Source organism: Pseudomonas sp. GL-B-12 (assembly GCF_019955895.1).
Taxonomy (GTDB): domain Bacteria; phylum Pseudomonadota; class Gammaproteobacteria; order Pseudomonadales; family Pseudomonadaceae; genus Aquipseudomonas.
This window is the reverse complement of the sequence record NZ_JAHBCX010000010.1, coordinates 20,606-41,708: the sequence shown is the minus strand read 5'-3', so window position 1 is coordinate 41,708 and position 21,103 is coordinate 20,606. Positions and strand designations below refer to the sequence as shown.

The following is a 21,103-nucleotide window of genomic DNA, read 5'->3' as shown; positions in this document are numbered from 1 at the left end:
GCACAGTCGTTCCTTCAGAGCGGTGTTGGCGAGGGGTTTTTCCAGCGGGGAAAAGCCCAACGCCAACCCTCATCAGCTCCCGTTCTGCAGGCGTAAAACTTTGAAAGCAGCTTCTGTAAGGAATTGCCGGTAATTCTGGCTAAGTGGCTCACAACGCCATGCAGCGCATGAGTACGGCAATTTCGGGATGAGCGTCCCGGACACCCATTTGGGACCACTGATGAGGGTAATAACTGTGCTTGAAGCCTACCGCAAACATATCGAAGAGCGCGCAGCACTGGGTATCGTTCCCCAGCCGCTAAACGCCGAACAAACTGCAGGCCTGGTCGAGCTGCTGAAAAATCCCCCGGCTGGCGAAGAAGCATTCCTCGTTGACCTGATCACCAATCGCGTTCCGCCTGGAGTGGACGAAGCAGCCTATGTAAAGGCCGGCTTCCTGTCCGCCATCGCCAAAGGCGAAGCCAAATCCCCCCTGATCGACAAGAAGCGCGCTGTTGAACTGCTCGGCACCATGCAGGGCGGCTACAACATCGTGACTCTGGTTAACCTGCTGGACGACGCCGAACTGGCTCCAGTAGCGGCCGCAGAACTCAAGCACACCCTGCTGATGTTCGACGCCTTCCACGACGTCGCTGAAAAAGCCAAGAACGGTAACGTTCACGCCCAAGGCGTGCTGCAATCCTGGGCTGACGGCGAGTGGTTCGTGAAGCGCCCGACCCTGGCCGACAAGATCAGCCTGCGCGTGTTCAAGGTCACCGGCGAAACCAACACCGACGACCTGTCCCCTGCGCCTGATGCCTGGTCCCGTCCAGACATCCCGCTGCACGCCCTGGCCATGCTGAAAATGGCTCGCGACGGCATCGTGCCTGACGCACAAGGCGTCACCGGTCCGATGAAGCAGATCGAAGAAATGCGCAACGCCGGTTTCCCTATCGCCTACGTCGGTGACGTGGTCGGTACCGGTTCTTCGCGTAAATCGGCAACCAACTCGGTGCTATGGTTCTTCGGCGACGACGTTCCTTACGTGCCGAACAAGCGCGCCGGCGGTTTCTGCTTCGGCAGCAAGATCGCTCCGATCTTCTACAACACCATGGAAGATGCCGGCGCACTGCCAATCGAATTCGACGTTTCCAACATGCACATGGGCGACGTGATCGACCTGTACCCGCATGCTGGCAAAGTCTGCAAGCACGGCACCGACGAAGTCCTGACCACCTTCGAAATGAAGACCCCGGTCCTGTTGGACGAAGTTCGTGCTGGCGGCCGTATTCCGCTGATCATCGGCCGTGGCCTGACCGAGAAGGCTCGCACCGAGCTGGGTCTGCCACCTTCGACGCTGTTCAAGAAGCCTGAAGCACCGGCTGAAAGCACCAAGGGTTTCACCCTGGCGCAGAAAATGGTCGGCAAGGCTTGCGGCGTGACCGGCGTTCGTCCGGGCACCTACTGCGAACCGAAGATGACCACCGTGGGTTCCCAGGACACCACCGGTCCTATGACCCGTGACGAACTCAAAGACCTGGCGTGCCTGGGCTTCTCGACCGATCTGGTGATGCAGTCCTTCTGCCACACCGCGGCTTACCCTAAGCCGATCGACGTGACCACCCACCACACCCTGCCTGACTTCATCATGACCCGCGGCGGCGTTTCCCTGCGTCCGGGCGACGGCATCATCCACTCGTGGCTGAACCGCATGCTGCTGCCAGACACCGTCGGTACCGGTGGCGACTCCCACACCCGTTTCCCGATCGGCATCTCGTTCCCGGCCGGTTCCGGTCTGGTTGCGTTCGCCGCAGCCACTGGCGTCATGCCGCTGGACATGCCTGAGTCGATCCTGGTTCGTTTCAAAGGCGAACTGCAGCCAGGCGTCACCCTGCGTGACCTGGTTCACGCCATTCCTTACTACGCGATCCAGGCTGGCCTGTTGACCGTAGAGAAGAAAGGCAAGAAGAACGCCTTCTCCGGTCGCATCCTGGAGATCGAAGGTCTGCCTAAACTGACCGTCGAGCAAGCGTTCGAACTGTCTGACGCCTCGGCTGAACGTTCGGCTGCCGGTTGCACCATCCAGCTGTCCAAAGAGTCGATTGCTGAATACCTGCAGTCCAACATCACCCTGCTGCGCTGGATGATCGGCGAAGGCTACGGCGATGCACGTACTCTGGAACGTCGCGCTCAAGCAATGGAAGCCTGGCTGGCCAACCCTGAGCTGCTGGAAGCGGACAAAGACGCTGAATACGCTGAAATCATCGAGATCGACCTGGCCGACATCAAGGAGCCTGTGCTCTGCGCGCCAAACGACCCGGACGACGCTCGCCTGCTCTCCAGCGTTGCTGGCGAGAAGATCGACGAAGTGTTCATCGGTTCGTGCATGACCAACATCGGTCACTTCCGCGCTGCCGGTAAACTGCTGGAACAGGTCAAGGGTCAGCTGCCAACCCGTCTGTGGCTGTCGCCGCCGACCAAGATGGACGCTCACCAGCTGACCGAAGAAGGCTACTACGGCATCTACGGCAAGGCCGGCGCTCGCATGGAAATGCCAGGCTGCTCGCTGTGCATGGGTAACCAGGCACGTGTAGAGCCGAACTCGACTGTCGTGTCGACTTCGACCCGTAACTTCCCGAACCGTCTGGGTGACGGCGCGAACGTCTACCTGGCTTCGGCCGAGCTGGCGTCCGTGGCTTCCATCCTGGGTCGCCTGCCGACCGTCGAGGAGTACATGGAATACGCTGGCAAGATCGACAGCATGGCGGCCGATGTCTACCGCTACCTGTCCTTCGACCAGATCGCCGAGTTCCGTGAAGCTGCTGCGAACGCCAACATCCCGGTCGTTCAAGCCTAACGTTGCAACGCAATGAAAAACGCCGCCCATCGTGAGATGAGCGGCGTTTTTTTATGCCTGTAATGGTCAAACGCGATTCCTGTGGCGAGGGAGCTTGCTCCCTCGCCACAGACAATCACTCTTGGCTCACAGACCAGCTAGCGCCTGCTGCACCGCTCCATCAACACTCAACCCGCTCAGCACCACTCCGTTTGCCGCCAACTGCGGCAACACCGCCAACGCCGTTTGTGCGTCGTCCTTGAGACGCGCCAGAATCAGCCGTTTGCCTTCCTGATGCACCCGCATAAAAAACTCCTGCAACGCCTCGATGCTGGTGCCATCCAGATCAGGCGATTCCTCAAGACTGAGAATCACCGAATGAACAGGCACTTGTGAGTGCCGGATCAGACGCAAGGCACCACCAAGAATCCGCTCGACGTTGGCAAAGAACAACGCTTCACCCGGCCGCACAATCAACACGCCAGGCACGGCTTGCGCCGTTGGATGGCGTTGCAGGTCGACAAAGTCGTGACCGCCATCGATCCGCCCCAGAATCTGGATATCCGCCGCCGACATCTGCTTGAGCATCAGCAACACACTGATCGCCACCGCCACCAGCAAGCCGTCCAGCACCCCCAGCACCAACACCGCACCCACGGCGCAGACGACCAGCAAGCGGTCTCGGCGCCAGATGAAATAGCGTCCCAGCGGCTGCAGGCTCAAGCCGCGCCCCAAAGCATGGATGACGATGGCGGCGAGGATCGGTTCCGGAGTCAGGGCGATGTAAGGCAGCACCGTCAGCACGATGACCAGCACCACCAGCGCCGCCACGATACCGGCCAGGCGTGAAGTGGCACCCGCCGCCTCATTGGCCGACGTCGCCGAATACCCCGCTCCCGCCGGCATGCCGTGGAACAGGCCGGACAGCAGGTTGGAAGCCCCCAGCGCAAGCAAATCACGGTTCGAGGTGACGCGATCACCATGTTTTAGCGCATAAGAGCTGATCGAGCCGTAGGACTCCGCATACAGAATCATCACCATGGCGAACGCCAATTCACCCAGACGCAGCCAGTCGGCAAACGGCAGTGCCGGCAGCTTCGGCACCTCCAGGCTCAGGTCGATCACGCCGATCAGCTTCACGCCATAGGCCGGCAGGTCCAGCCACTGCCCCGCCGCAATGCCGATCACCACCACCAACAAACCACCCGGCAAGCGCCGAAACTGCGCAAACAGCCATAACAAGGCCAATGCCACGGCGCCGACCGCCGCTGCAGCCCAGTTCCATTGCGGCAGTTGTTCCAGCAATTGCGGCAGGAAGCCCACCAGGTTGGCATCGGTCAAATGCACGCCGACCACACTGGCGACCTGCTTGAGGATGATGGTCAGCGCCAGGCCAAAGGCAAAGCCGCGCAGCACCGGTTTGGCGATAAACGAAGTCACGCTGCCGAGCTTGAACAGCCCCGCCAGCAAGAAAAACGCCCCGGTCACCAGCACCAGGCCGATGGCCAGAGTCGAGCGAAGCCCGGAGTCGCCATTGGCCAGGGTGGCGGTCGCGGCGGCCAGCACGGCGGCGGAGGATGAAGTGGCCGAGACAATCGCAAAGCGGCTGGTGCCCAACAGGCCATAACACAGCAACCCGGCGAACAAGGCGATCACCCCGGCCTGGGGCGCCAGTGCGGCGATGCTTGAATAGGCGACTGCTTCGGGCAGCAACAGGCCGGCAATCGACAAACCCGCCAGCAGGTCCTGCCAGCGATTGGGTTGTTCAACGGGGTTTGACGGTGAGGCGCTCGACAATCCGGTGTCTCCAGGCGAAAAAAAACCGCTGCACGTATCACGTGCAGCGGCCACTGTAGCTGTCAATCCGGCACTGCGCGAGCAGGCCGCTCGATCACGCGGTTAGCGAGTAGATCAACGCCGTGATCGCCACCAGGCCCACCGCCGTCACGAAGACGTTGGATGCCTGGCCGCGATAGCGTGCCATCGCCGGCACCTTGCGGATGGCGTACATCGGCATCAGGAACAGGATCGCCGCGATCACCGGGCCACCGAGGGTTTCGATCATGCCGAGGATGCTCGGGTTCAGCGTGGCGACGATCCAGCACACCACCAGCATGAACGCGGCGGTCATGCGGTCCAGGGCCTTGGCGGACGGACGCTTGCCGCTCTTGACGATCAGGCCTTTGAGGCCTTCGCTGGCGCCGATGTAGTGCCCCAGGAACGACTTGGAGATGGCCACGAAGGCAATCAACGGCGCCGCGAAGGCGATGGTCGGGTTGCTGAAGTGGTTGGCCAGGTACGACAGGATCGACAGGTTCTGCGCCTTGGCTTCAGCCAGTTGCGCCGGCGACAGGGTCAGCACGCAACTGAAGACGAAGAACAGCACCATCACCACCATCAGCAGGTGGGCGCGGGACAGGATCTGCGAGCTGCGCTCCTCGGCGTGCTCACCGTAGCGACGCTTCTGGTCCACGGCGAACGCCGAGATGATCGGCGAGTGGTTGAACGAGAACACCATCACCGGAATCGCCAGCCACAGGGTATGCAACAGCGCCGATGGTGCCGGCACGCTGCTCGCGGTAGCCAGGATGCCGCCGCTCCAGTGGGGAACCAGGTAAACCGCCAGGAACAGCAGCGCGACGATGAACGGGTAGACCATCAGGCTCATGGCCTTGACGATCAATTGCTCACCACAACGCACCACCGCCAGCAGACCGAGGATCAGCACCAGCGACAGCACGGCGCGCGGTGGCGGCGTGATGTGCAGTTGATGTTCCATAAAGCTGCCGACCGTGTTGGTCAGGGCCACGCTGTAGATCAGCAGGATCGGGAAAATCGCGAAGAAGTACAGCAAGGTGATCAGCGCGCCGGCCTTGATGCCGAAATGCTCTTCCACCACTTCAGTGATGTCGGCGCCTTCGCGACCGGACAGCACGAAGCGGGTCAGCCCGCGGTGTGCGTAGAACGTCATCGGAAACGCCAGCAACGCCAGGATCAGCAGCGGCCAGAAACCGCCCAGGCCTGCGTTGATCGGCAAAAACAGGGTTCCCGCACCAATCGCCGTACCAAACAGGCCCAGCATCCAGGTGGTGTCTTGGCGATTCCAGCTCGAAAGCGTCGCGGGTGTCGCTTCTACATAGCGTTCGTTAACGCTATTGGCCTGATCATTCATCCGGTGGGATCTCCACATTCCGGTCACTTGCCACCCGGCCAGGACGCGTCGGAATACCCGACAGGCAGCGCCCGGCCGAAACAGGGGCGGCATTCTGGGGGATTAGTGAGCAGAAGCAAAGACTTAGGTGAGGAACGGTGGTACCAGATAGTCGAAAAATACCCCTGTGGGAGCGAGCTTGCTCCGGGCGGCGTTCCGACGATAGCGGAGTATCAGTCGGAGAATATGTTGCATGTGCCGCAGCCATCGCGAGCAAGCTCGCTCCCACAAGGATCTGCGGTGCACCTGCGCTTCATCGCCAAAGCGCAGTCCGCACTTGATAAAGGTCGGGCGTCATGTATTTTTAACTGACCTGCATTCCTTCTGGAGTCTTCCCATGCCACTGGTTCGCGTCGACATCAAAAAACATCAGGACCCCACCCACGCCAAACGCATCGGCCAACTGATCTACGCCGCCATGCACAGCACCATCGGTGTGCCGCAGAACGATAATTTCCAGATACTCGCCGAACACGATGCGCAGCATTTCATCTTTGACCCCGGTTATCTGGGCATCAACCGCACGGACCAGTTGGTGGTAATCCAGATCACCATGAGCGAAGGCAGGACCGTCGAGCAGAAAAAACTCCTCTACAAAACCATCGCCGAGAGCCTTAACGCAGAGCTTGCCGTGCGCCAGGAGGACGTTTTCATTAATCTGGTGGAAGTGAAAAAAGAGAACTGGTCGTTCGGCAACGGGATTGCCCAATACGCCCTCTGATATTCAACCTGCAAACCGAGAATGACCCATGCCCCGAGTTTCCCGCAAACAAGCCGACCTCAACCGCGAAACCATAGTCGAAGCCGCCACCCGGCTGTTTCGCGAACGCGGCTTGCACGGGATCAGCGTTGTCGACGTGATGGCCGCCGCGGGCCTGACCCACGGCGGTTTCTACGGGCATTTCAAATCCAGGGAAGCCCTGGCGCAAGAGGCTAGCGGCCGGGCTTTCGAGCAGGCCGCGCAACGCTGGCAAGCGCGGGTGACCGAACAGGACAGCAAGGACGCCTCCCGCCGCGCCGTGGTCAAAACCTACTTGTCCAGCGAAAGCCGGGACAATCCGGGCGACAGCTGCCCGGTGGTGGCCTTCGCTGGCGACATGTGCCACGAGGCCGCCGAGAGCGGATTGCGCCAAACCTATCTGCAGGGCCTGAACAACCTGCTCGATTCCCTCGGCTCGCTGCTGGACGCAGAGGACGAAGCCAGCAAGCGCCAGCAGGCGCTGGTGCAGTATTCGCTGATGTTCGGTGCGCTGATGCTGTCCCGGGCCACCCGCGGCGATCCGCTGTCTGACGAAATTCTCGAGGCTGCCCGGGCCGTCCTCACGCCGTCGAAGTAAAGCGACCGCCCCCCAGCGCAATAAAAAGATCGCAGGCTTCGCCAGTTCCTGCACTGCGATCGCTGGTGGTTGCCAAGCCACCCTGAAATCAGCAATCTCAAGTGACGTTCGAGCCGATTTTTCGATGCCCACAGGGAGCCAAGCATGCCTGTAACCGTTCTGGTACTGGTTGAAACCATCAATGATTACCTGCCTATTCTCGAACATCAGGGTTTTCACCTGATCCTGGCCCCAACGCCCGCCGAGCGCGCCGAAGCCATCGCCCGCCATGCCGGGCAGATCGACGCCGTCCTCACCCGGGGCCCATTGGGGCTGTATGCCGACGAAATCGCCGCGCTGCCCAACCTCAAGATCATCTGCGTGATCGGCGCCGGCTATGAACACATCGACCTGCAGGCCGCCGCTGATCGCGGCATCACCGTCACCAACGGTGCGGGTGTGAATGCGTCCTCGGTGGCCGACCATGCCATGGCGATGTTGCTCGCACTGGTGCGTGATATTCCCCGTTGCGACGCAGCTGTACGCCGGGGCGAGTGGCCAAAAATCATGCGCCCTTCCCTGGCCGGCAAACGCCTGGGTATTCTCGGCCTCGGCGCCGTCGGCATGGCCATCGCCAAACGCGCGTCCAATGGCTTCGACATGGCGGTGAGTTACCACAATCGTCAGCATCGCAGCGATGTGCCCTACACGTTCTGCTCGACGCCGACCGAACTGGCGCGCGCCTCTGACTTCCTGATCGTCGCCACGCCCGGCGGCCAGGGCACCAGGCACCTGATCAATCGCCAGGTACTCGACGCGTTGGGCCCCAATGGGTTTATCGTCAACATCGCCCGGGCCAGCGTGATTGCCACTGCCGACCTGATCAGCGCCCTGGAGCAACGCCGGATCGCCGGCGCCGCGCTGGATGTGTTCGACGCCGAACCGAAGGTGCCGGATGCACTCAAGACCCTGAACAACGTGATCCTCACCCCCCATGTCGCCGGGCTGTCCCCGGAAGCCACCCAGGGCACCGTCGAACTGGTGGGCAAGAACCTCGTGGCGTTTTTCTCCAATCAACCGGTGCTGACGCCGATCGACTTGCCGCCCGCCATGAGCCGGGTCGCCCATTGATGGCGATTCAAACAGCTGTATCAAAAACAATGATTGGCCGGCAACACGCTCACCTATAAGAGCCGTTCGCGGTTGTGGGTGCGCCGTGTGCGCATTAGATTAGCCAATAGTTTAAGGCCTCCAGAATAAGCAGAAGGGATAAGCATGGCGCTTAACGACCAGTCAACCCGTATCCGCACCGGCGAAGAGCTCGATGCCAGCCTGATCGATCCGTACCTCAAGGCCCATATTCCGGGGCTCAGCGGCTTGCCACGGATCAGCCAGTTTCCGGGCGGTGCTTCAAACCTCACCTACTTACTGGAATACCCCGAACAGGAATTCGTCCTGCGTCGCCCGCCCTTCGGCCACAAGGCCAAGTCGGCCCACGACATGGGCCGTGAATTCCGCATCCTCAATCAACTGCGCGACGGTTTTCCGTACTGCCCGAAAGCCTACGTGCACTGCACCGACGAAGCGGTGATCGGTGCCGAGTTCTATGTAATGGAACGGGTCAACGGCATCATCCTGCGCTCGGACCTGCCACCGGAATTGGGACTGGATTCGGTGAAAACCGAAGCCCTGTGCAAGAGTTTCATCGACAAGTTCGTGGAACTGCATCGCGTCGACTACAACGCCTACGGCCTGGGTGACCTCGGCAAACCCGAAGGCTACGTGGCGCGGCAAATCAAAGGCTGGAGCGATCGCTACGAAAAAGCCCTGACCCCCGATGCGCCACAATGGGCAACGGTCAAAGCCTGGCTCAACGACAAGATGCCGGCCGATCACCCAACCTCCAGCATCGTGCACAACGACTACCGCTTCGACAACGTGATCCTTGACCCGAACAACCCGATGCAGATCATCGGCGTGCTCGACTGGGAACTGACCACCCTCGGCGACCCGCTGATGGACCTGGGCAACACCCTCGCCTACTGGATCGAAGCCGATGATCCGGCGCCGGTGCAGATGATGCGCCGTCAGCCAAGCCACGCGCCGGGCATGCTGACCCGCCGCGAGTTCGTCGATTACTACGCCGAACGCTCGGGCATCCGCATCGACAATTTCGACTTCTACTACACCTACGGCCTGTTTCGCCTGGCCGGCATCGTGCAGCAGATCTACTACCGCTTCTACCATGGCCAGACCCAGGACAAACGCTTCGCGCAGTTCATTCACATGAACAAGCTGCTTGAGCAGATGAGCTTGCAGGTCATCAACAAATCCAGCCTCTGAGATCCCCTGTAGGAGCGAGCCTGCTCGCGAAGGTCGTTAACGATAACGCTCGCTCACTGACCAACGCAGCAAGCCCGCCCACCAGACATCACTCGCCACACCCCGGCATTTGACTCGATAACAAGACTTTTTATAAGGGAATCCCATGTCCAAGACTCAGTTGTTCGACCTCGACGGCAAGATCGCTTTCGTCTCCGGCGCCAGCCGTGGCATCGGTGAAGCCATCGCCAAACTGCTGGCCCAGCAGGGCGCCCACGTGATCGTGTCGAGCCGCAAACTCGAAGGCTGCCAGCACGTCGCCGATGCGATCATCGCCGCTGGCGGCAAGGCCACCGCCGTTGCCTGCCACATCGGCGAAATGGAACAGATCAGCCAGGTCTTCGCCGGCATCAAGGAACAGTTCGGCCGCCTCGACATCCTGGTCAACAACGCCGCGACCAACCCGCAGTTCTGCAACGTGCTGGACACCGACCTCAGCGCCTTCCAGAAAACCGTCGACGTGAACATTCGCGGCTACTTCTTCATGTCGGTCGAAGCCGGCAAGCTGATGCGCGAAAACGGCGGCGGCAGCATCATCAACGTTGCCTCGATCAACGGCGTTTCGCCGGGGATCTTCCAGGGCATCTACTCGGTGACCAAGGCAGCGGTCATCAACATGACCAAAGTCTTCGCCAAGGAATGCGCGCAGTTCGGGATTCGTTGCAATGCCTTGCTGCCGGGCCTGACCGACACTAAATTCGCCTCGGCTCTGGTGAAAAACGAAGCCATTCTGAACACCGCTCTGCAGCAGATCCCGCTCAAGCGCGTGGCGGATCCGAGTGAAATGGCGGGGGCAGTGTTGTATCTGGCGAGTGATGCTTCGAGTTACACGACAGGAGTTTCGTTGAATGTGGATGGGGGGTTTCTGTCCTGATGTGAGTCAGCGGATGAAACAGAAAAGGCAACCAGGGCGGCTTCTTGCTGATCGAGAATATGAAAAAAAGGCAGCCGATTGGCTGCCTTGCGAGCGGGAGCGTCGCCCAGATTTCAGCACTGCATAACAGGAGCCCCAGTTTTTCGTGGACTCATGACACTGCCGAATTTTTAACTATGCGCAACAATTATTTAGCGAGCAAATTAATACGCTCGACTAAAAAGCAAAACTTCTTCCCGCGCCGTATATACAGATGAATAATCAAAAACTACCGTCTCTAGAACATTACCGGCAGCAGGAGATGAAAAGGTCCATTCCACTCTTCCATTAGTTACAGGAAACGACCGATTCAAAGGAGGATTAAAGATAAATTCACCAGAGCTATTTTTCACATATATGCTCGATATTCCAGCTGAAACCTCCACACTTAAAGAATACGGCCTATCAGGCAAAATAAAATCGGTAAGATCAAGAAGCTCCTTTCCATCCACATAGTACTTGGGGACTATCTGCCTAATAACAGGCAACACCAGCATCTCACTGAATCCTGACCCAGCAAAGCCGAGCTCATAACTCCCCGCTTTCGTGAAAGAACCAGTAACCTGCCAACTATAGACAACAGACTCTGCATTTATTTGCGGCCGAAACCCCAAATCCCCCGACTCAATTCCATCTCCTTTGATCCATTGTAGCCTCAACGGGTAGCCGGCCAACGGGCTATACAACTTCGGGACCAATGTAAATGTATGCCATTCTCTCCTCAGGTTTGGGATGTCAACATTGGAAATCTCCTTACCGTCCATCATGACATTTACTTCGTCAGCCAGATTGTTCGACAACAACTTGCTGATTGGAAGGGTAATAGGCGTAGTCATACCCTTACCCGACAGTTTCAATTCAAAAGTACCGCTTTTGGTTTTCCCCACTACGTCCCACCGATAGCCAGTTTGCTCACTGCCAAATGCGGGCGAACTGGCTAAATTAGCGGGACTGAGCCCACCTTTGACTGCACAGGTCAAACTGACCGGAAGGCCAGCGAGTAGACTGCCGGGTTTTGGAGTCAACGTGACAGTTTGCGGTTTGTCCCGGAAAAACCAATTGCCCTCCGCAGGCACCGCTACACCATCAATCTTGACATTGGCCTCATCCGCCAGGTTGTTGGACAGCAACTTGCTGATTGGCAGGGTAATCGGTGTAATCATGCCCTTACCCGACAGCTTCAGTTCAAAAGTACCGCTGTTGGTATTCCCCGTCACCCTCCAACTATGCAAGGTTTGCTCAGAGCCAAAGCCTGGCGCACTCACCACGTTGGCAGGACTAAGGTTGCTTTTAATGGTGCAGGTCAGCGTGACCGGCAAGCCTGCCAATGGACTATCTGACTTGGGTCTCAGTGTGACGATCTGGGCTTGATTGCGGATAAACCAATTACCTCCGTCCGGTACAGCGACGCCGCCAATATTAACAACAGCCTCGTCAGCTAAATGGTTCGACAGCAACTTACTGATTGGCAGGGTAATAGGCGTAGTCATGCCCTTACCCGACAGCTTCAGTTCAAAAGTACCGCTTTTGGTTTTCCCCGTCACTCTCCAACTATAATACGCAGTTTGCTCACTGCCGAAGGCTGGTGTGCTCACCACGTTGTCGACTTCCAGGCCGCTTTTGATGGTACAGGTCAGCGTGACCGGTAACCCAGCCAGTGGACTGTTGGGTTTGGGGGTCAACGTCACCGTTTGCGCCTTTTCCCGGAAAAACCAATTACCCCCGGCAGGCACGGCGACGCCGCCAATCTCCACGTCCGCCTCATCCGCCAGGTTGCTCGAAATCACCAGGCTTCGGTGCTCCCACGGCACCAGCTCTTCCCTGCTGAAAAACACCAAAGTGATGCGACCGCTCTTGCCCGCATCCGGCGTAATCTTCCAATTGAACTTGCCAACGACGGGGACAATCCACTCGCCAAAATTTGGTGATGCAACGATGTTCAAACTGCCAGCCTCAGCCAGCCCCAGGTTGAGCGTCCGGGCGAGCGCGGGTGGAGCCTCCACGGTCACTTCGTTCTGCTGCCCACGGAGCAAAACGAGCTCCGCCCCCCACTCCACTTTCTTGCCGTTGATAAACAACGTGGCTTGTTCCCACGGGCTTGATTCAGTGGTTGCAGCTTTTATTTCGGCGGTCATGACGACGATTCCTTTTCAGCGATGGACATAAAAAACAGTCCGTTGACTATCAGGAAAAATCGACATGCCGGAAACTGTTATAAGTGACAGGCAAACTAAAACTAGTTGCGATAAAAACCGCTTCTGACTTGAGCTGTCAGCCACCCACGACTTTCGGCGACGGCCAGCCAAAAGGCACCGACAGCAGGCGCAATAACAAACTCACCGCACCGACGAAAGCCGAACTGGCATACAGATCGGCCTGCTGCACCCCATCGCCCAAAGCGACGATGAAGGAAATCACCATCCCCCCGAGCAGATCGAGGTTACTGCGCCCGGCTTTACTGCGTGACGCAGCGAGTCGTGGAAGTGACTCGGGTCACTTGTCCGTCTTCGCCCCGTACATCGCCCAGAACATCGGTTTTATCCATGGCCTGGCAGGTGCGTTCAGGAGGGGGTGGAGTGACTGTTGGAGGGGGTGGCGGACTGGAGCAGCCGCCGAGAATCGCCACGCACAATGCCAGCGACAAAGGTGAGATAACGCGTTTCCCAAGAGTTTTCATAGGTTGACCCGCGATAAGTGATAGACACATTTTTGTGACAACAGAACCGGCGCGCAAAATCCACACACCTGTCACAAAAATAAATATCTGCGAATCACTAATAGCCCGGCCGGTGGCATTTGCACCTTAGCGCTGCCCCTTGGGCCGTCATTCACTGGAGAACAGTCCCCGCTCCCGCGCCCAGACAATCGCTTCGCTGCGGCTGTGCACATTGAGTTTGGAATACACTGCCGCCACATGGTTGCGCACGGTGTTCGGCGCGAGTTTCAGGCGCGCGGCGATTTCCTTGTCGGCCCGGCCTTCGCATATCAGGCCCAGCACATCGCGCTCACGGGTGGTCAGGTCGGTGAAGGACACACTGGGCAACTTCGGTGAATTGATGTTCTTCACGTTGGTCAGTTTTTCGATCAGCGTGCGGCTGAACCATGAGGCGTCCTTCATTGCTTCCTCAATGGCCGACACCAGTTCCAGCTCAGTGCGCCTGCGCTCGGTGATGTCCATCAGCACCAGTAGATAGCAGGGGTTGCCTTGAATGTTCACGATGTCCGCCGACACGGTGCAATCGATCAGCCCGGCGTCTTTTCGGCGCAAGCGCACATCGATGCGGTCCAGGCTGCCGGTTTTCTCCAGCGCGGCGAACAGCCAGATGCGCGCGTTTTTGTCATCGATGAAATCGATCTGCGCAATGCTGATGCCAAGCACGTCCTCACGGGGATAACCCAAGGTATCGAGGAACGCTTCGTTAACGTCCAGCACCCGTTGATCACCCGCGCCGCAAAGCAGAATCGGCACTGGCGACAGGCGAAACGCTGTGGCGAAGCGCTGCTCGGCGCAGGCCCGGTCGGTGACATCGTCCATGATCAACACCAGCGACTCCGGCTCGCCACGGCTATCGGCCAATACCAGGCTGCGCACGCGATGGACCCAGGTACGCTCTTCGTCCGCCGTCGACGTCACGTCCACCAGCACATCGCTGAACGTTTCGCCCCGCGCCACCCGGTTGATCGGGTAGCTGTCGGCAGGCACGACCTGATTGTTGCGATCACGCAGGGCAAAGCGTTTGGCATACGCCTTGGCGCTGGTACCCAGGTCGCTGATCTGCGAGGCACCGTGCATGGCCAGCGCCGCCTCGTTGGCCCACAGGATGCTCTGGTCGGGATCGAGCAGAATCACCCCATCGGACAAGCCGGCGATGATTTGCTGCAACTGGCGGCGATTGGCTTGCGTGGTCAAGACGTCCTGGCTCATTTCGACTCCACAAGTAGAGTGACCCTGTGAAGACTACGACCGCCGGAGTTCTGGTTAGTGCAATGAACCTTGTGGGATCTCCATCATTTTCTGTCGGCGAAAAGCTTGAAGGGCCGGTGGTCCTTTGACTAGTGCACGTTAAAGGACGCACCCAGCCCTGCCAGCTTGTCCGGATTACGCATGATGAAAACCCGATTCACCCGCCCCATTTCATCGAAACCAAACGTCACCGACGCGGTGATAACACCGTCGGCTTTAATGATGACGCCTTGGGCACCATTGATTTCAATGGGCAGCCATTCATACGTTTGCCAATAGGCGTGCAACGACTGGCCAATGAAATCCAGCACGCTTTCGATGCCAAACAGCGTTTCACGGATCGCCGAAGCCTTGCCGCCGCTGTCGGCGCAGAGTTCGACGTCTTCGCTCAGCATCGCGCTCAAGTTCGCCGTAGAGCCACTGGCAATGGCGTTGTGGAAGGCGCTCAGCAACTGGTTTTGCCGCACAGGTTCCGGTTGATAGCGGGTTTGGGCACTGCCAAGACTCGCCTTGGCCCGAGACACCAGTTTGCGGCAAGCGGCTTCCTGCACCCCGACCGCATCAGCGACCTGCGGGTAATCCATGTCGAAGATTTCGTACAGCAGGTACGCGGCACGCTCCTTGGGTGTCAGCCGCTCCAGCAACAACACGAATGCGGTGGACAGCGACGAAGCCAGTTCATGCATCTGCTCGGGTGAGTCCTGATGGGCCGTGTGAATCGGCTCCGGCAGCCAGGTACCGATGTAATCCACCCGCGACTTGTGCGCCGACCGGAGCAGGTCAATGCAATGACGGGTGCATGCGGTGGTCAGCCAGGCGGCCGGCGTGGCGATGGAGGCCCGGTCGGCCTCCAGCCACTTGATGAACAACTCTTGCACCGCATCCTCGGCTTCGACGCGCGATCCGAGAATGCGATAGGCCAGACCGAGCAAAAAGGGCCGGCGCTGCTCGAACACAGTCGCGGCGTTTTCAGCGCAGTTCATCAATCAGTGCCTCGACACCTGTAAGCGGTTCCACAGGTTGATCATGCCGATCTCGGCCGTCAAGGCGCCGATCTGTTGGTCATTGAAATGCGCCCTCAGCTCACCGCGCAGGCTGGCGTAATCGGTTTTTTCATCCAGTACGGTCAAGGCTTCGGTCCACGCCAGCGCGGCGCGCTCCGCAGGGCTGAAGTCACTGACGTGACGCCAGACGATCAGGCGATCCAGACGCTCGTTGGTTTCATTGGCTTCCCGGGCTTCGCGGGTGTGCATCTTTACGCAGAACCCGCATTGGTTGATCTGCGAGGCGCGCAGGTGGATCAAGTGCTTGAGGGCGGGATCGAGATCATGCTGATCGAGCGCGACATGGACCTGGGTCAGGCTTTCGAAAACCTGCGGGATCGCTTGCAGCAGGTTGACCGCTTGGATGTTGGACGACATCGTGTTGCTCCACTGATTGAGGGATTCAACAGGATGACGATTGAGGATTGCGCGTTGTGACGTGCGCTGAAAATTTCAGCGCACGTCACTCGGCTCAGGCTGCCAGCTCGCCCTTCGCCACCGCCGCCGAAGCCGCCAGCATCGCTCGCAACAGCACCGCACAGCCGGCCGCCAGGTCATCCGGCGCGGCGTTTTCGATTTCGTTGTGGCTGATGCCGCCTTCGCATGGCACGAAGATCATTCCGGCCGGGCCGAGTTCGGCGAGGAAGATCGCGTCGTGGCCTGCGCCACTGACGATGTCCATGTGCGACAGGCCCAGGCTTTGGGCGGCGCCGCGCACAGCTTCGACGCAGCCTTTGTCGAAGTACAGCGGCGGGAAGTCGGCCGTTGGCGTCAGCTCGAAGGTCAGGCCGTGTTCGTCGCAGGTGGTTTCGATGACTTCGCGCACTTCGGCGATCATCGAGTCCAGGCGCGCCGGTTCCAGGTGCCGGAAGTCCAGGGTCATGCGCACTTCGCCGGGGATGACGTTGCGCGAGCCGGGATAGGCTTGCAGGCAACCGACGGTGCCGCAGGCATGGGGTTGATGGCTGAGGGCTGCGCGGTTGAGCGCTCCGACGATCACCGCGGCGCCGACCAGGGCGTCCTTGCGCAGGTGCATCGGGGTCGGGCCGGCGTGGGCTTCGACGCCGCGCAGTTTGAGGTCAAACCATTTCTGCCCGAGGGCGCCCATGACCACGCCTATGGTCTTGCGTTCGTCTTCCAGGATCGGGCCTTGCTCGATGTGGGCTTCGAAGTAGGCACCGACTTTGTGGCCACTGACTTTACGCTGGCCGGCGTAGCCAATGGCATTCAGCGCTTCGCCCACCGTCACGCCCTCGGCATCGACCTTGGCCAGGGTTTCCTCGAGAGTGAATTTTTCCGCGAACACGCCGGAACCCATCATGCACGGGGCGAAGCGCGAGCCTTCCTCGTTGGTCCAGACCACCACTTCCAGCGGCGCTTCGGTTTCGATGTTGAGGTCATTGAGGGTGCGCAACACTTCGACGCCCGCCAGCACACCGAAGCAACCATCGAACTTGCCGCCGGTGGGCTGGGTGTCGATGTGGCTGCCGGTCATCACCGGTGGCAGGTCGGGATTGCGCCCGGGACGACGGGCGAAGATATTGCCGACGGCGTCGATGCTGACGGTGCAGCCGGCATCGATACACCATTTGACGAAAATGTCCCGGGCCTGGCGGTCGAGATCGGTCAGGGCCAGGCGACACACGCCGCCCTTGACCGTGGCGCCGAGCTTGGCCAGTTCCATGAGCGATTGCCACAGGCGGTCGCGGTTGATGTGCTGATGGCTGGACTGCAGAACGTCTATGGCCGCGTTCATGATGATCTCCTCAGGCTGTTCTTGTGTGTTTCTTCAGGCAATTTGTTGGTGAACTTGAGGCCGCCATCGCGGGCAAGCCCGCTCCCACAGGTTTTGTGAACACCCGAGAACCCTGTGGGAGTGGGCTTGCCCGCGATGAGGCCCTCCCTTACACCGCAGATTTCGCGACAGATGGGCTAGGTCTCATCACACTCAACCCATAATAAATAACCCCACCCAGCGCCGAGCCGGTAAACCAGCCATAGCTGTAGAACCAGCTAAACGCATCGCTGCCCAGGGACAACAGGGTCAACACCACCGGCACGCCGAAAGCAATGAAGCCGCTCCAGTTCCACGCCGGATACACGTCATCCCTGTACAAACCCGCGAGGTCCAGTTGCTGTTTCTTGATCAGGAAATAGTCCACCACCATGATCCCGGCAATTGGCCCCAGCAGGCTGGAATAGCCGAGCAACCAGTTGGAATAGACGGTTTCGAGACTGACGTCCGAGATGATCAGGCCGAGTTTTTTCAGCAGCTCATGGGCCATCAATGCCAACCCGACAAACCCGGTGAGCAATACTGCCTTGGTGCGGTTGATCGCCTTGGGCGCGATGTTCTGGAAGTCATTGGTCGGCGACACGATGTTGGCCGCCGTGTTGGTCGACAGCGTGGCAATGATGATCAGCGCCATCGCCAGTGCGACCCAAACCGGGCTCTGGATATGACCGATCAGCGTCACCGGATCAGAAACCGTCACCCCCACCAGTTTCACCGACGCGGCGGTCATCACCACGCCGAGGGACGCGAACAGGAACATGGTCAGCGGCAAACCGATGATCTGCCCGACAATCTGGTCCTTCTGGCTTTTTGCGTAGCGACTGAAGTCCGGAATGTTCAGTGACAGCGTGGCCCAAAAGCCGACCATCGCCGTCAGCCCGGCGGCGAAGTAGCTGGCCACGTCGGCGCCTTCGGGACGCTTGGCCGGAATTGCCAGCAATTCGCTCATCGACACGTTGGGCATGGCCCAGACCAGCAGGCCTACGCCCACCAGCACCAACAACGGCGCCGACAGGGTTTCCAGCCATTTGATCGACTCGGCGCCGCGAATCACCACCCACAGGTTCAGCGCCCAGAACACCATGAAGCCGATGACTTCGCCGGTGCCGCCCAGGGATTTCCAGCCCTCGAACACCGAGCCGAGGAACAGGTGAATCGCCAGCCCGCCGAACATGGTCTGGATGCCGAACCAGCCACACGCCACCAGGGCGCGGATCAGGCACGGAATGTTGGAACCGAGCACGCCGAAGGACGAGCGCAGCAACACCGGAAAGGGAATGCCGTACTTGGTGCCGGGAAAGGCGTTCAGGGTCAGGGGAATCAGCACGATGATGTTGGCGAACAGAATCGCCAGCAGCGCTTCACCGACGGTCAGGCCGAAGTACGTGGTCAGCACGCCGCCGAGGGTGTAGGTCGGCACGCAGATCGCCATACCCACCCACAGCGCGGTGATGTGCCATTTGTTCCAGGTGCGTTCGCGCACCTTGGTCGGTGCAATGTCGTGGTTGTAACGGGGACTGTCGAGGACATCGCTGCCGGCTTCGAGCTCGAACAAGCCGTCGCGCTCGGTCACTTGCGATCTGATCTGTTGCATGGCCGCTCCACTGTTCTTTTGATTATTGTTGCTCATCAGGGGCTGGCGGCATCAATAAACGTGCCGTGTGCCCCGATTACGCATCGGGCAGTTCCATAAACACATTGCAACCAACTGATGTTTATCAGTTTTATTCGCTGACTCGACTATTTGTCAGGCCACTCAGGCCGAATGCCAGGCAAGTTGTCCGGACAGTCAGGACTCAAACTGGTGCGTTGATCTTTTTTTCAATGGCTGCACATCAACCATAGACCATACTCAAACAGCTGATTTCACATAGGAAATCTTGACTATTTTTCGATCCTGTCAAGTGCGTCAAAATGGTGAGCGGCCTCACCATTTTGGTGATTCTTGAATTTAATCGTTAAATATCAATTAGTTAACAACATAATAAGCTTATAAAAAATATTCTTGCCGATTCGGATAACTGCAGCTAGCGTTTAATCCTGACAGCACTGACAGGAATCGATCTGTCTTGACTGTTTTTGTATAGAACATCTAGAACCGGCATAAACCGGTCATTGCCTGCGAGGAACTCGGAATGTCTCTGTTGATCCGTGGCGCCACCATTATTACCCATGATGAAAGTTATCGCGCCGATGTGTATTGCGCAGACGGCGTGATCAAGGCCATCGGCGAAAATCTCGATGTTCCTGCCGGCGCCGAAGTGCTCGACGGCAGCGGCCAATACCTGATGCCCGGCGGCATCGACCCGCACACCCACATGCAACTGCCCTTCATGGGCACCGTGGCCAGCGAAGACTTCTACAGCGGCACGGCGGCGGGACTGGCCGGCGGCACCACCTCGATCATCGACTTCGTGATTCCCAATCCGCAGCAATCCTTGCTCGAAGCCTTCCATCAGTGGCGCGGCTGGGCCGAGAAGTCGGCGTCGGACTACGGCTTTCATGTCGCCATCACCTGGTGGAGCGAACAGGTCCGCGAGGAAATGGCTGAGTTGGTCAGCCAGCACGGCGTCAACAGCTTCAAGCATTTCATGGCCTACAAGAACGCAATCATGGCCGCCGATGACACCCTGGTGGCGAGTTTCGAACGCTGCCTGGAACTGGGCGCGGTGCCCACCGTTCACGCGGAAAACGGTGAACTGGTGTATCACTTGCAACGCAAGCTGATGGCCCAGGGCATCACCGGGCCGGAAGCGCATCCCCTGTCGCGTCCTTCACAGGTTGAAGGCGAAGCCGCGAGCCGGGCAATCCGCATCGCCGAAACCCTGGGTACGCCGCTGTACCTGGTCCACGTCTCGACCAAGGAAGCCCTGGACGAAATCACCTACGCACGGGGCAAGGGCCAGCCGGTCTACGGCGAAGTACTGGCCGGGCACCTGCTGCTGGACGACAGCGTCTATCGCGATCCGGACTGGCAAACCGCCGCCGGTTACGTGATGAGCCCGCCGTTCCGTCCTCGCGGCCATCAAGAGGCGCTCTGGCATGGCCTGCAATCGGGCAACCTGCACACCACCGCCACTGACCACTGCTGCTTCTGCGCCGAGCAGAAAGCCGCTGGCCGCGACGACTTCAGCAAGATCCCCAACGGCACCGCCGGCATCGAAGACCGCATGGCAGTGCTGTGGGATGAAGGGGTGAACAGTGGACGCTTTTCGATGCAGCAATTCGTCGCGCTGACGTCCACCAACACGGCGAAGATCTTCAACCTCTACCCACGCAAGGGCGCGATTCGCGTGGGCGCCGATGCCGACCTGGTGCTGTGGGATCCGCAGGGCACGCGGACCATTTCCGCCAAGACCCACCATCAGCAGGTGGACTTCAACATCTTCGAAGGCAAGACCGTGCGCGGCGTGCCCAGCCACACCATCAGCCAGGGCCGCGTGGTCTGGGCCGACGGCGACCTGCGGGCCGAACGCGGGGCCGGGCGCTATATCGAACGGCCGGCGTATCCGGCGGTGTTTGATTTGCTGAGCAAGCGAGCTGAGTTGCACAAGCCGGTTGCGGTGAAACGCTGAAAGCGGCCTGCGGCCTATCGCGGGCGAGCCCGCTCCCACAGGTTTTGTGAACACCCGAGATCCCTGTGGGAGCGAGCTTGCTCGCGATG

Annotated in this window: 16 protein-coding genes; 7 read left to right on the top strand and 9 right to left on the bottom strand. The window is 59.3% G+C overall.

What is annotated here, in order from left to right; all coding sequences use genetic code 11:
- Nucleotides 1-235: 235 nt before the first annotated feature.
- Nucleotides 236-2,836 carry a bifunctional aconitate hydratase 2/2-methylisocitrate dehydratase gene (gene acnB / locus KGA85_RS05750; protein ID WP_223458174.1) on the top strand — a complete coding sequence of 867 codons (2,601 nt, stop codon included), beginning with the start codon at nucleotides 236-238 and terminating at the stop codon, nucleotides 2,834-2,836.
- Nucleotides 2,837-2,962: 126 nt separating this feature from the next.
- Here acnB and KGA85_RS05745 read toward each other — a convergent pair whose 3' ends face one another.
- Together KGA85_RS05745 and KGA85_RS05740 are read right to left on the bottom strand one after the other, a co-directional pair.
- A complete protein-coding gene (locus KGA85_RS05745) occupies nucleotides 2,963-4,612 on the bottom strand; it encodes a SulP family inorganic anion transporter (RefSeq protein WP_223458128.1) in 1,650 nt (549 codons plus the stop codon).
- 94 nt (nucleotides 4,613-4,706) lie between these two features.
- Nucleotides 4,707-5,987, bottom strand: coding sequence for a serine/threonine transporter (locus KGA85_RS05740; protein WP_223533571.1), 1,281 nt, complete (start codon nucleotides 5,985-5,987; stop codon nucleotides 4,707-4,709).
- A 376-nt stretch (nucleotides 5,988-6,363) separates the two neighbouring features.
- On the opposite strand from KGA85_RS05740, the gene KGA85_RS05735 reads away from it, so the two are divergent.
- The 5 genes from KGA85_RS05735 (at nucleotide 6,364) to KGA85_RS05715 (ending at nucleotide 10,598) form a co-directional block, all read left to right on the top strand.
- The gene (locus tag KGA85_RS05735; protein WP_223458131.1) at nucleotides 6,364-6,747 is read left to right on the top strand and encodes a tautomerase family protein; all 384 of its coding nucleotides are present in this window, start codon (nucleotides 6,364-6,366) and stop codon (nucleotides 6,745-6,747) included.
- 28 nt (nucleotides 6,748-6,775) lie between these two features.
- Nucleotides 6,776-7,363: a TetR/AcrR family transcriptional regulator gene (locus tag KGA85_RS05730; protein WP_223537549.1), complete on the top strand. Its 588-nt coding sequence runs from the start codon at nucleotides 6,776-6,778 to the stop codon at nucleotides 7,361-7,363.
- Between the two features lie 144 nt (nucleotides 7,364-7,507).
- The gene (locus KGA85_RS05725; RefSeq protein WP_223458135.1) at nucleotides 7,508-8,473 is read left to right on the top strand and encodes a 2-hydroxyacid dehydrogenase; all 966 of its coding nucleotides are present in this window, start codon (nucleotides 7,508-7,510) and stop codon (nucleotides 8,471-8,473) included.
- 144 nt (nucleotides 8,474-8,617) lie between these two features.
- A complete protein-coding gene (locus KGA85_RS05720) occupies nucleotides 8,618-9,685 on the top strand; it encodes a phosphotransferase family protein (RefSeq protein ID WP_223458137.1) in 1,068 nt (355 codons plus the stop codon).
- A 145-nt stretch (nucleotides 9,686-9,830) separates the two neighbouring features.
- Nucleotides 9,831-10,598, top strand: coding sequence for an SDR family oxidoreductase (locus tag KGA85_RS05715; RefSeq protein WP_008046696.1), 768 nt, complete (start codon nucleotides 9,831-9,833; stop codon nucleotides 10,596-10,598).
- A 203-nt stretch (nucleotides 10,599-10,801) separates the two neighbouring features.
- On the opposite strand, the gene KGA85_RS05710 is transcribed toward KGA85_RS05715, so the two are convergent.
- The 7 genes from KGA85_RS05710 to KGA85_RS05680 form a co-directional block, all read right to left on the bottom strand.
- Complete coding sequence (locus tag KGA85_RS05710) at nucleotides 10,802-12,772, bottom strand: hypothetical protein (protein ID WP_223533569.1); 1,971 nt, start codon at nucleotides 12,770-12,772, stop codon at nucleotides 10,802-10,804.
- A gap of 136 nt (nucleotides 12,773-12,908) precedes the next feature.
- Nucleotides 12,909-13,058, bottom strand: coding sequence for a hypothetical protein (locus tag KGA85_RS05705; protein ID WP_223458141.1), 150 nt, complete (start codon nucleotides 13,056-13,058; stop codon nucleotides 12,909-12,911).
- Between the two features lie 403 nt (nucleotides 13,059-13,461).
- Nucleotides 13,462-14,562, bottom strand: coding sequence for a LuxR C-terminal-related transcriptional regulator (locus tag KGA85_RS05700; protein ID WP_223533868.1), 1,101 nt, complete (start codon nucleotides 14,560-14,562; stop codon nucleotides 13,462-13,464).
- 128 nt (nucleotides 14,563-14,690) lie between these two features.
- Complete coding sequence (gene sigJ, locus KGA85_RS05695; RefSeq protein WP_223458144.1) at nucleotides 14,691-15,584, bottom strand: RNA polymerase sigma factor SigJ; 894 nt, start codon at nucleotides 15,582-15,584, stop codon at nucleotides 14,691-14,693.
- Nucleotides 15,585-15,587: 3 nt separating this feature from the next.
- The gene (locus KGA85_RS05690; RefSeq protein WP_223533869.1) at nucleotides 15,588-16,022 is read right to left on the bottom strand and encodes a carboxymuconolactone decarboxylase family protein; all 435 of its coding nucleotides are present in this window, start codon (nucleotides 16,020-16,022) and stop codon (nucleotides 15,588-15,590) included.
- Nucleotides 16,023-16,116: 94 nt separating this feature from the next.
- Nucleotides 16,117-17,400: a Zn-dependent hydrolase gene (locus tag KGA85_RS05685; RefSeq protein ID WP_223533870.1), complete on the bottom strand. Its 1,284-nt coding sequence runs from the start codon at nucleotides 17,398-17,400 to the stop codon at nucleotides 16,117-16,119.
- A 148-nt stretch (nucleotides 17,401-17,548) separates the two neighbouring features.
- Nucleotides 17,549-19,033: an NCS1 family nucleobase:cation symporter-1 gene (locus KGA85_RS05680; protein ID WP_223542969.1), complete on the bottom strand. Its 1,485-nt coding sequence runs from the start codon at nucleotides 19,031-19,033 to the stop codon at nucleotides 17,549-17,551.
- A 541-nt stretch (nucleotides 19,034-19,574) separates the two neighbouring features.
- Between KGA85_RS05680 and hydA the strand changes: the two genes are divergently transcribed.
- Nucleotides 19,575-21,014 (top strand): dihydropyrimidinase, encoded by a 1,440-nt coding sequence (hydA, locus tag KGA85_RS05675; protein ID WP_223458152.1) that lies wholly within the window; start codon nucleotides 19,575-19,577, stop codon nucleotides 21,012-21,014.
- Nucleotides 21,015-21,103 lie beyond the last annotated feature (89 nt).

Excerpts from the sequence above, each read along its gene's own strand:
- KGA85_RS05740 (WP_223533571.1), bottom strand. The coding sequence starts at position 5,987 with ATGAATGATCAGGCCAATAGCGTTAACGAACGCTATGTAGAAGCGACA.
- KGA85_RS05735 (WP_223458131.1), top strand. The coding sequence starts at position 6,364 with ATGCCACTGGTTCGCGTCGACATCAAAAAACATCAGGACCCCACCCAC.
- KGA85_RS05730 (WP_223537549.1), top strand. The coding sequence starts at position 6,776 with ATGCCCCGAGTTTCCCGCAAACAAGCCGACCTCAACCGCGAAACCATA.
- KGA85_RS05725 (WP_223458135.1), top strand. The coding sequence starts at position 7,508 with ATGCCTGTAACCGTTCTGGTACTGGTTGAAACCATCAATGATTACCTG.
- KGA85_RS05720 (WP_223458137.1), top strand. The coding sequence starts at position 8,618 with ATGGCGCTTAACGACCAGTCAACCCGTATCCGCACCGGCGAAGAGCTC.
- KGA85_RS05715 (WP_008046696.1), top strand. The coding sequence starts at position 9,831 with ATGTCCAAGACTCAGTTGTTCGACCTCGACGGCAAGATCGCTTTCGTC.
- KGA85_RS05710 (WP_223533569.1), bottom strand. The coding sequence starts at position 12,772 with ATGACCGCCGAAATAAAAGCTGCAACCACTGAATCAAGCCCGTGGGAA.
- KGA85_RS05705 (WP_223458141.1), bottom strand. The coding sequence starts at position 13,058 with ATGGTGATTTCCTTCATCGTCGCTTTGGGCGATGGGGTGCAGCAGGCC.
- KGA85_RS05700 (WP_223533868.1), bottom strand. The coding sequence starts at position 14,562 with ATGAGCCAGGACGTCTTGACCACGCAAGCCAATCGCCGCCAGTTGCAG.
- sigJ (WP_223458144.1), bottom strand. The coding sequence starts at position 15,584 with ATGAACTGCGCTGAAAACGCCGCGACTGTGTTCGAGCAGCGCCGGCCC.
- KGA85_RS05690 (WP_223533869.1), bottom strand. The coding sequence starts at position 16,022 with ATGTCGTCCAACATCCAAGCGGTCAACCTGCTGCAAGCGATCCCGCAG.
- KGA85_RS05685 (WP_223533870.1), bottom strand. The coding sequence starts at position 17,400 with ATGAACGCGGCCATAGACGTTCTGCAGTCCAGCCATCAGCACATCAAC.
- KGA85_RS05680 (WP_223542969.1), bottom strand. The coding sequence starts at position 19,033 with ATGCAACAGATCAGATCGCAAGTGACCGAGCGCGACGGCTTGTTCGAG.
- hydA (WP_223458152.1), top strand. The coding sequence starts at position 19,575 with ATGTCTCTGTTGATCCGTGGCGCCACCATTATTACCCATGATGAAAGT.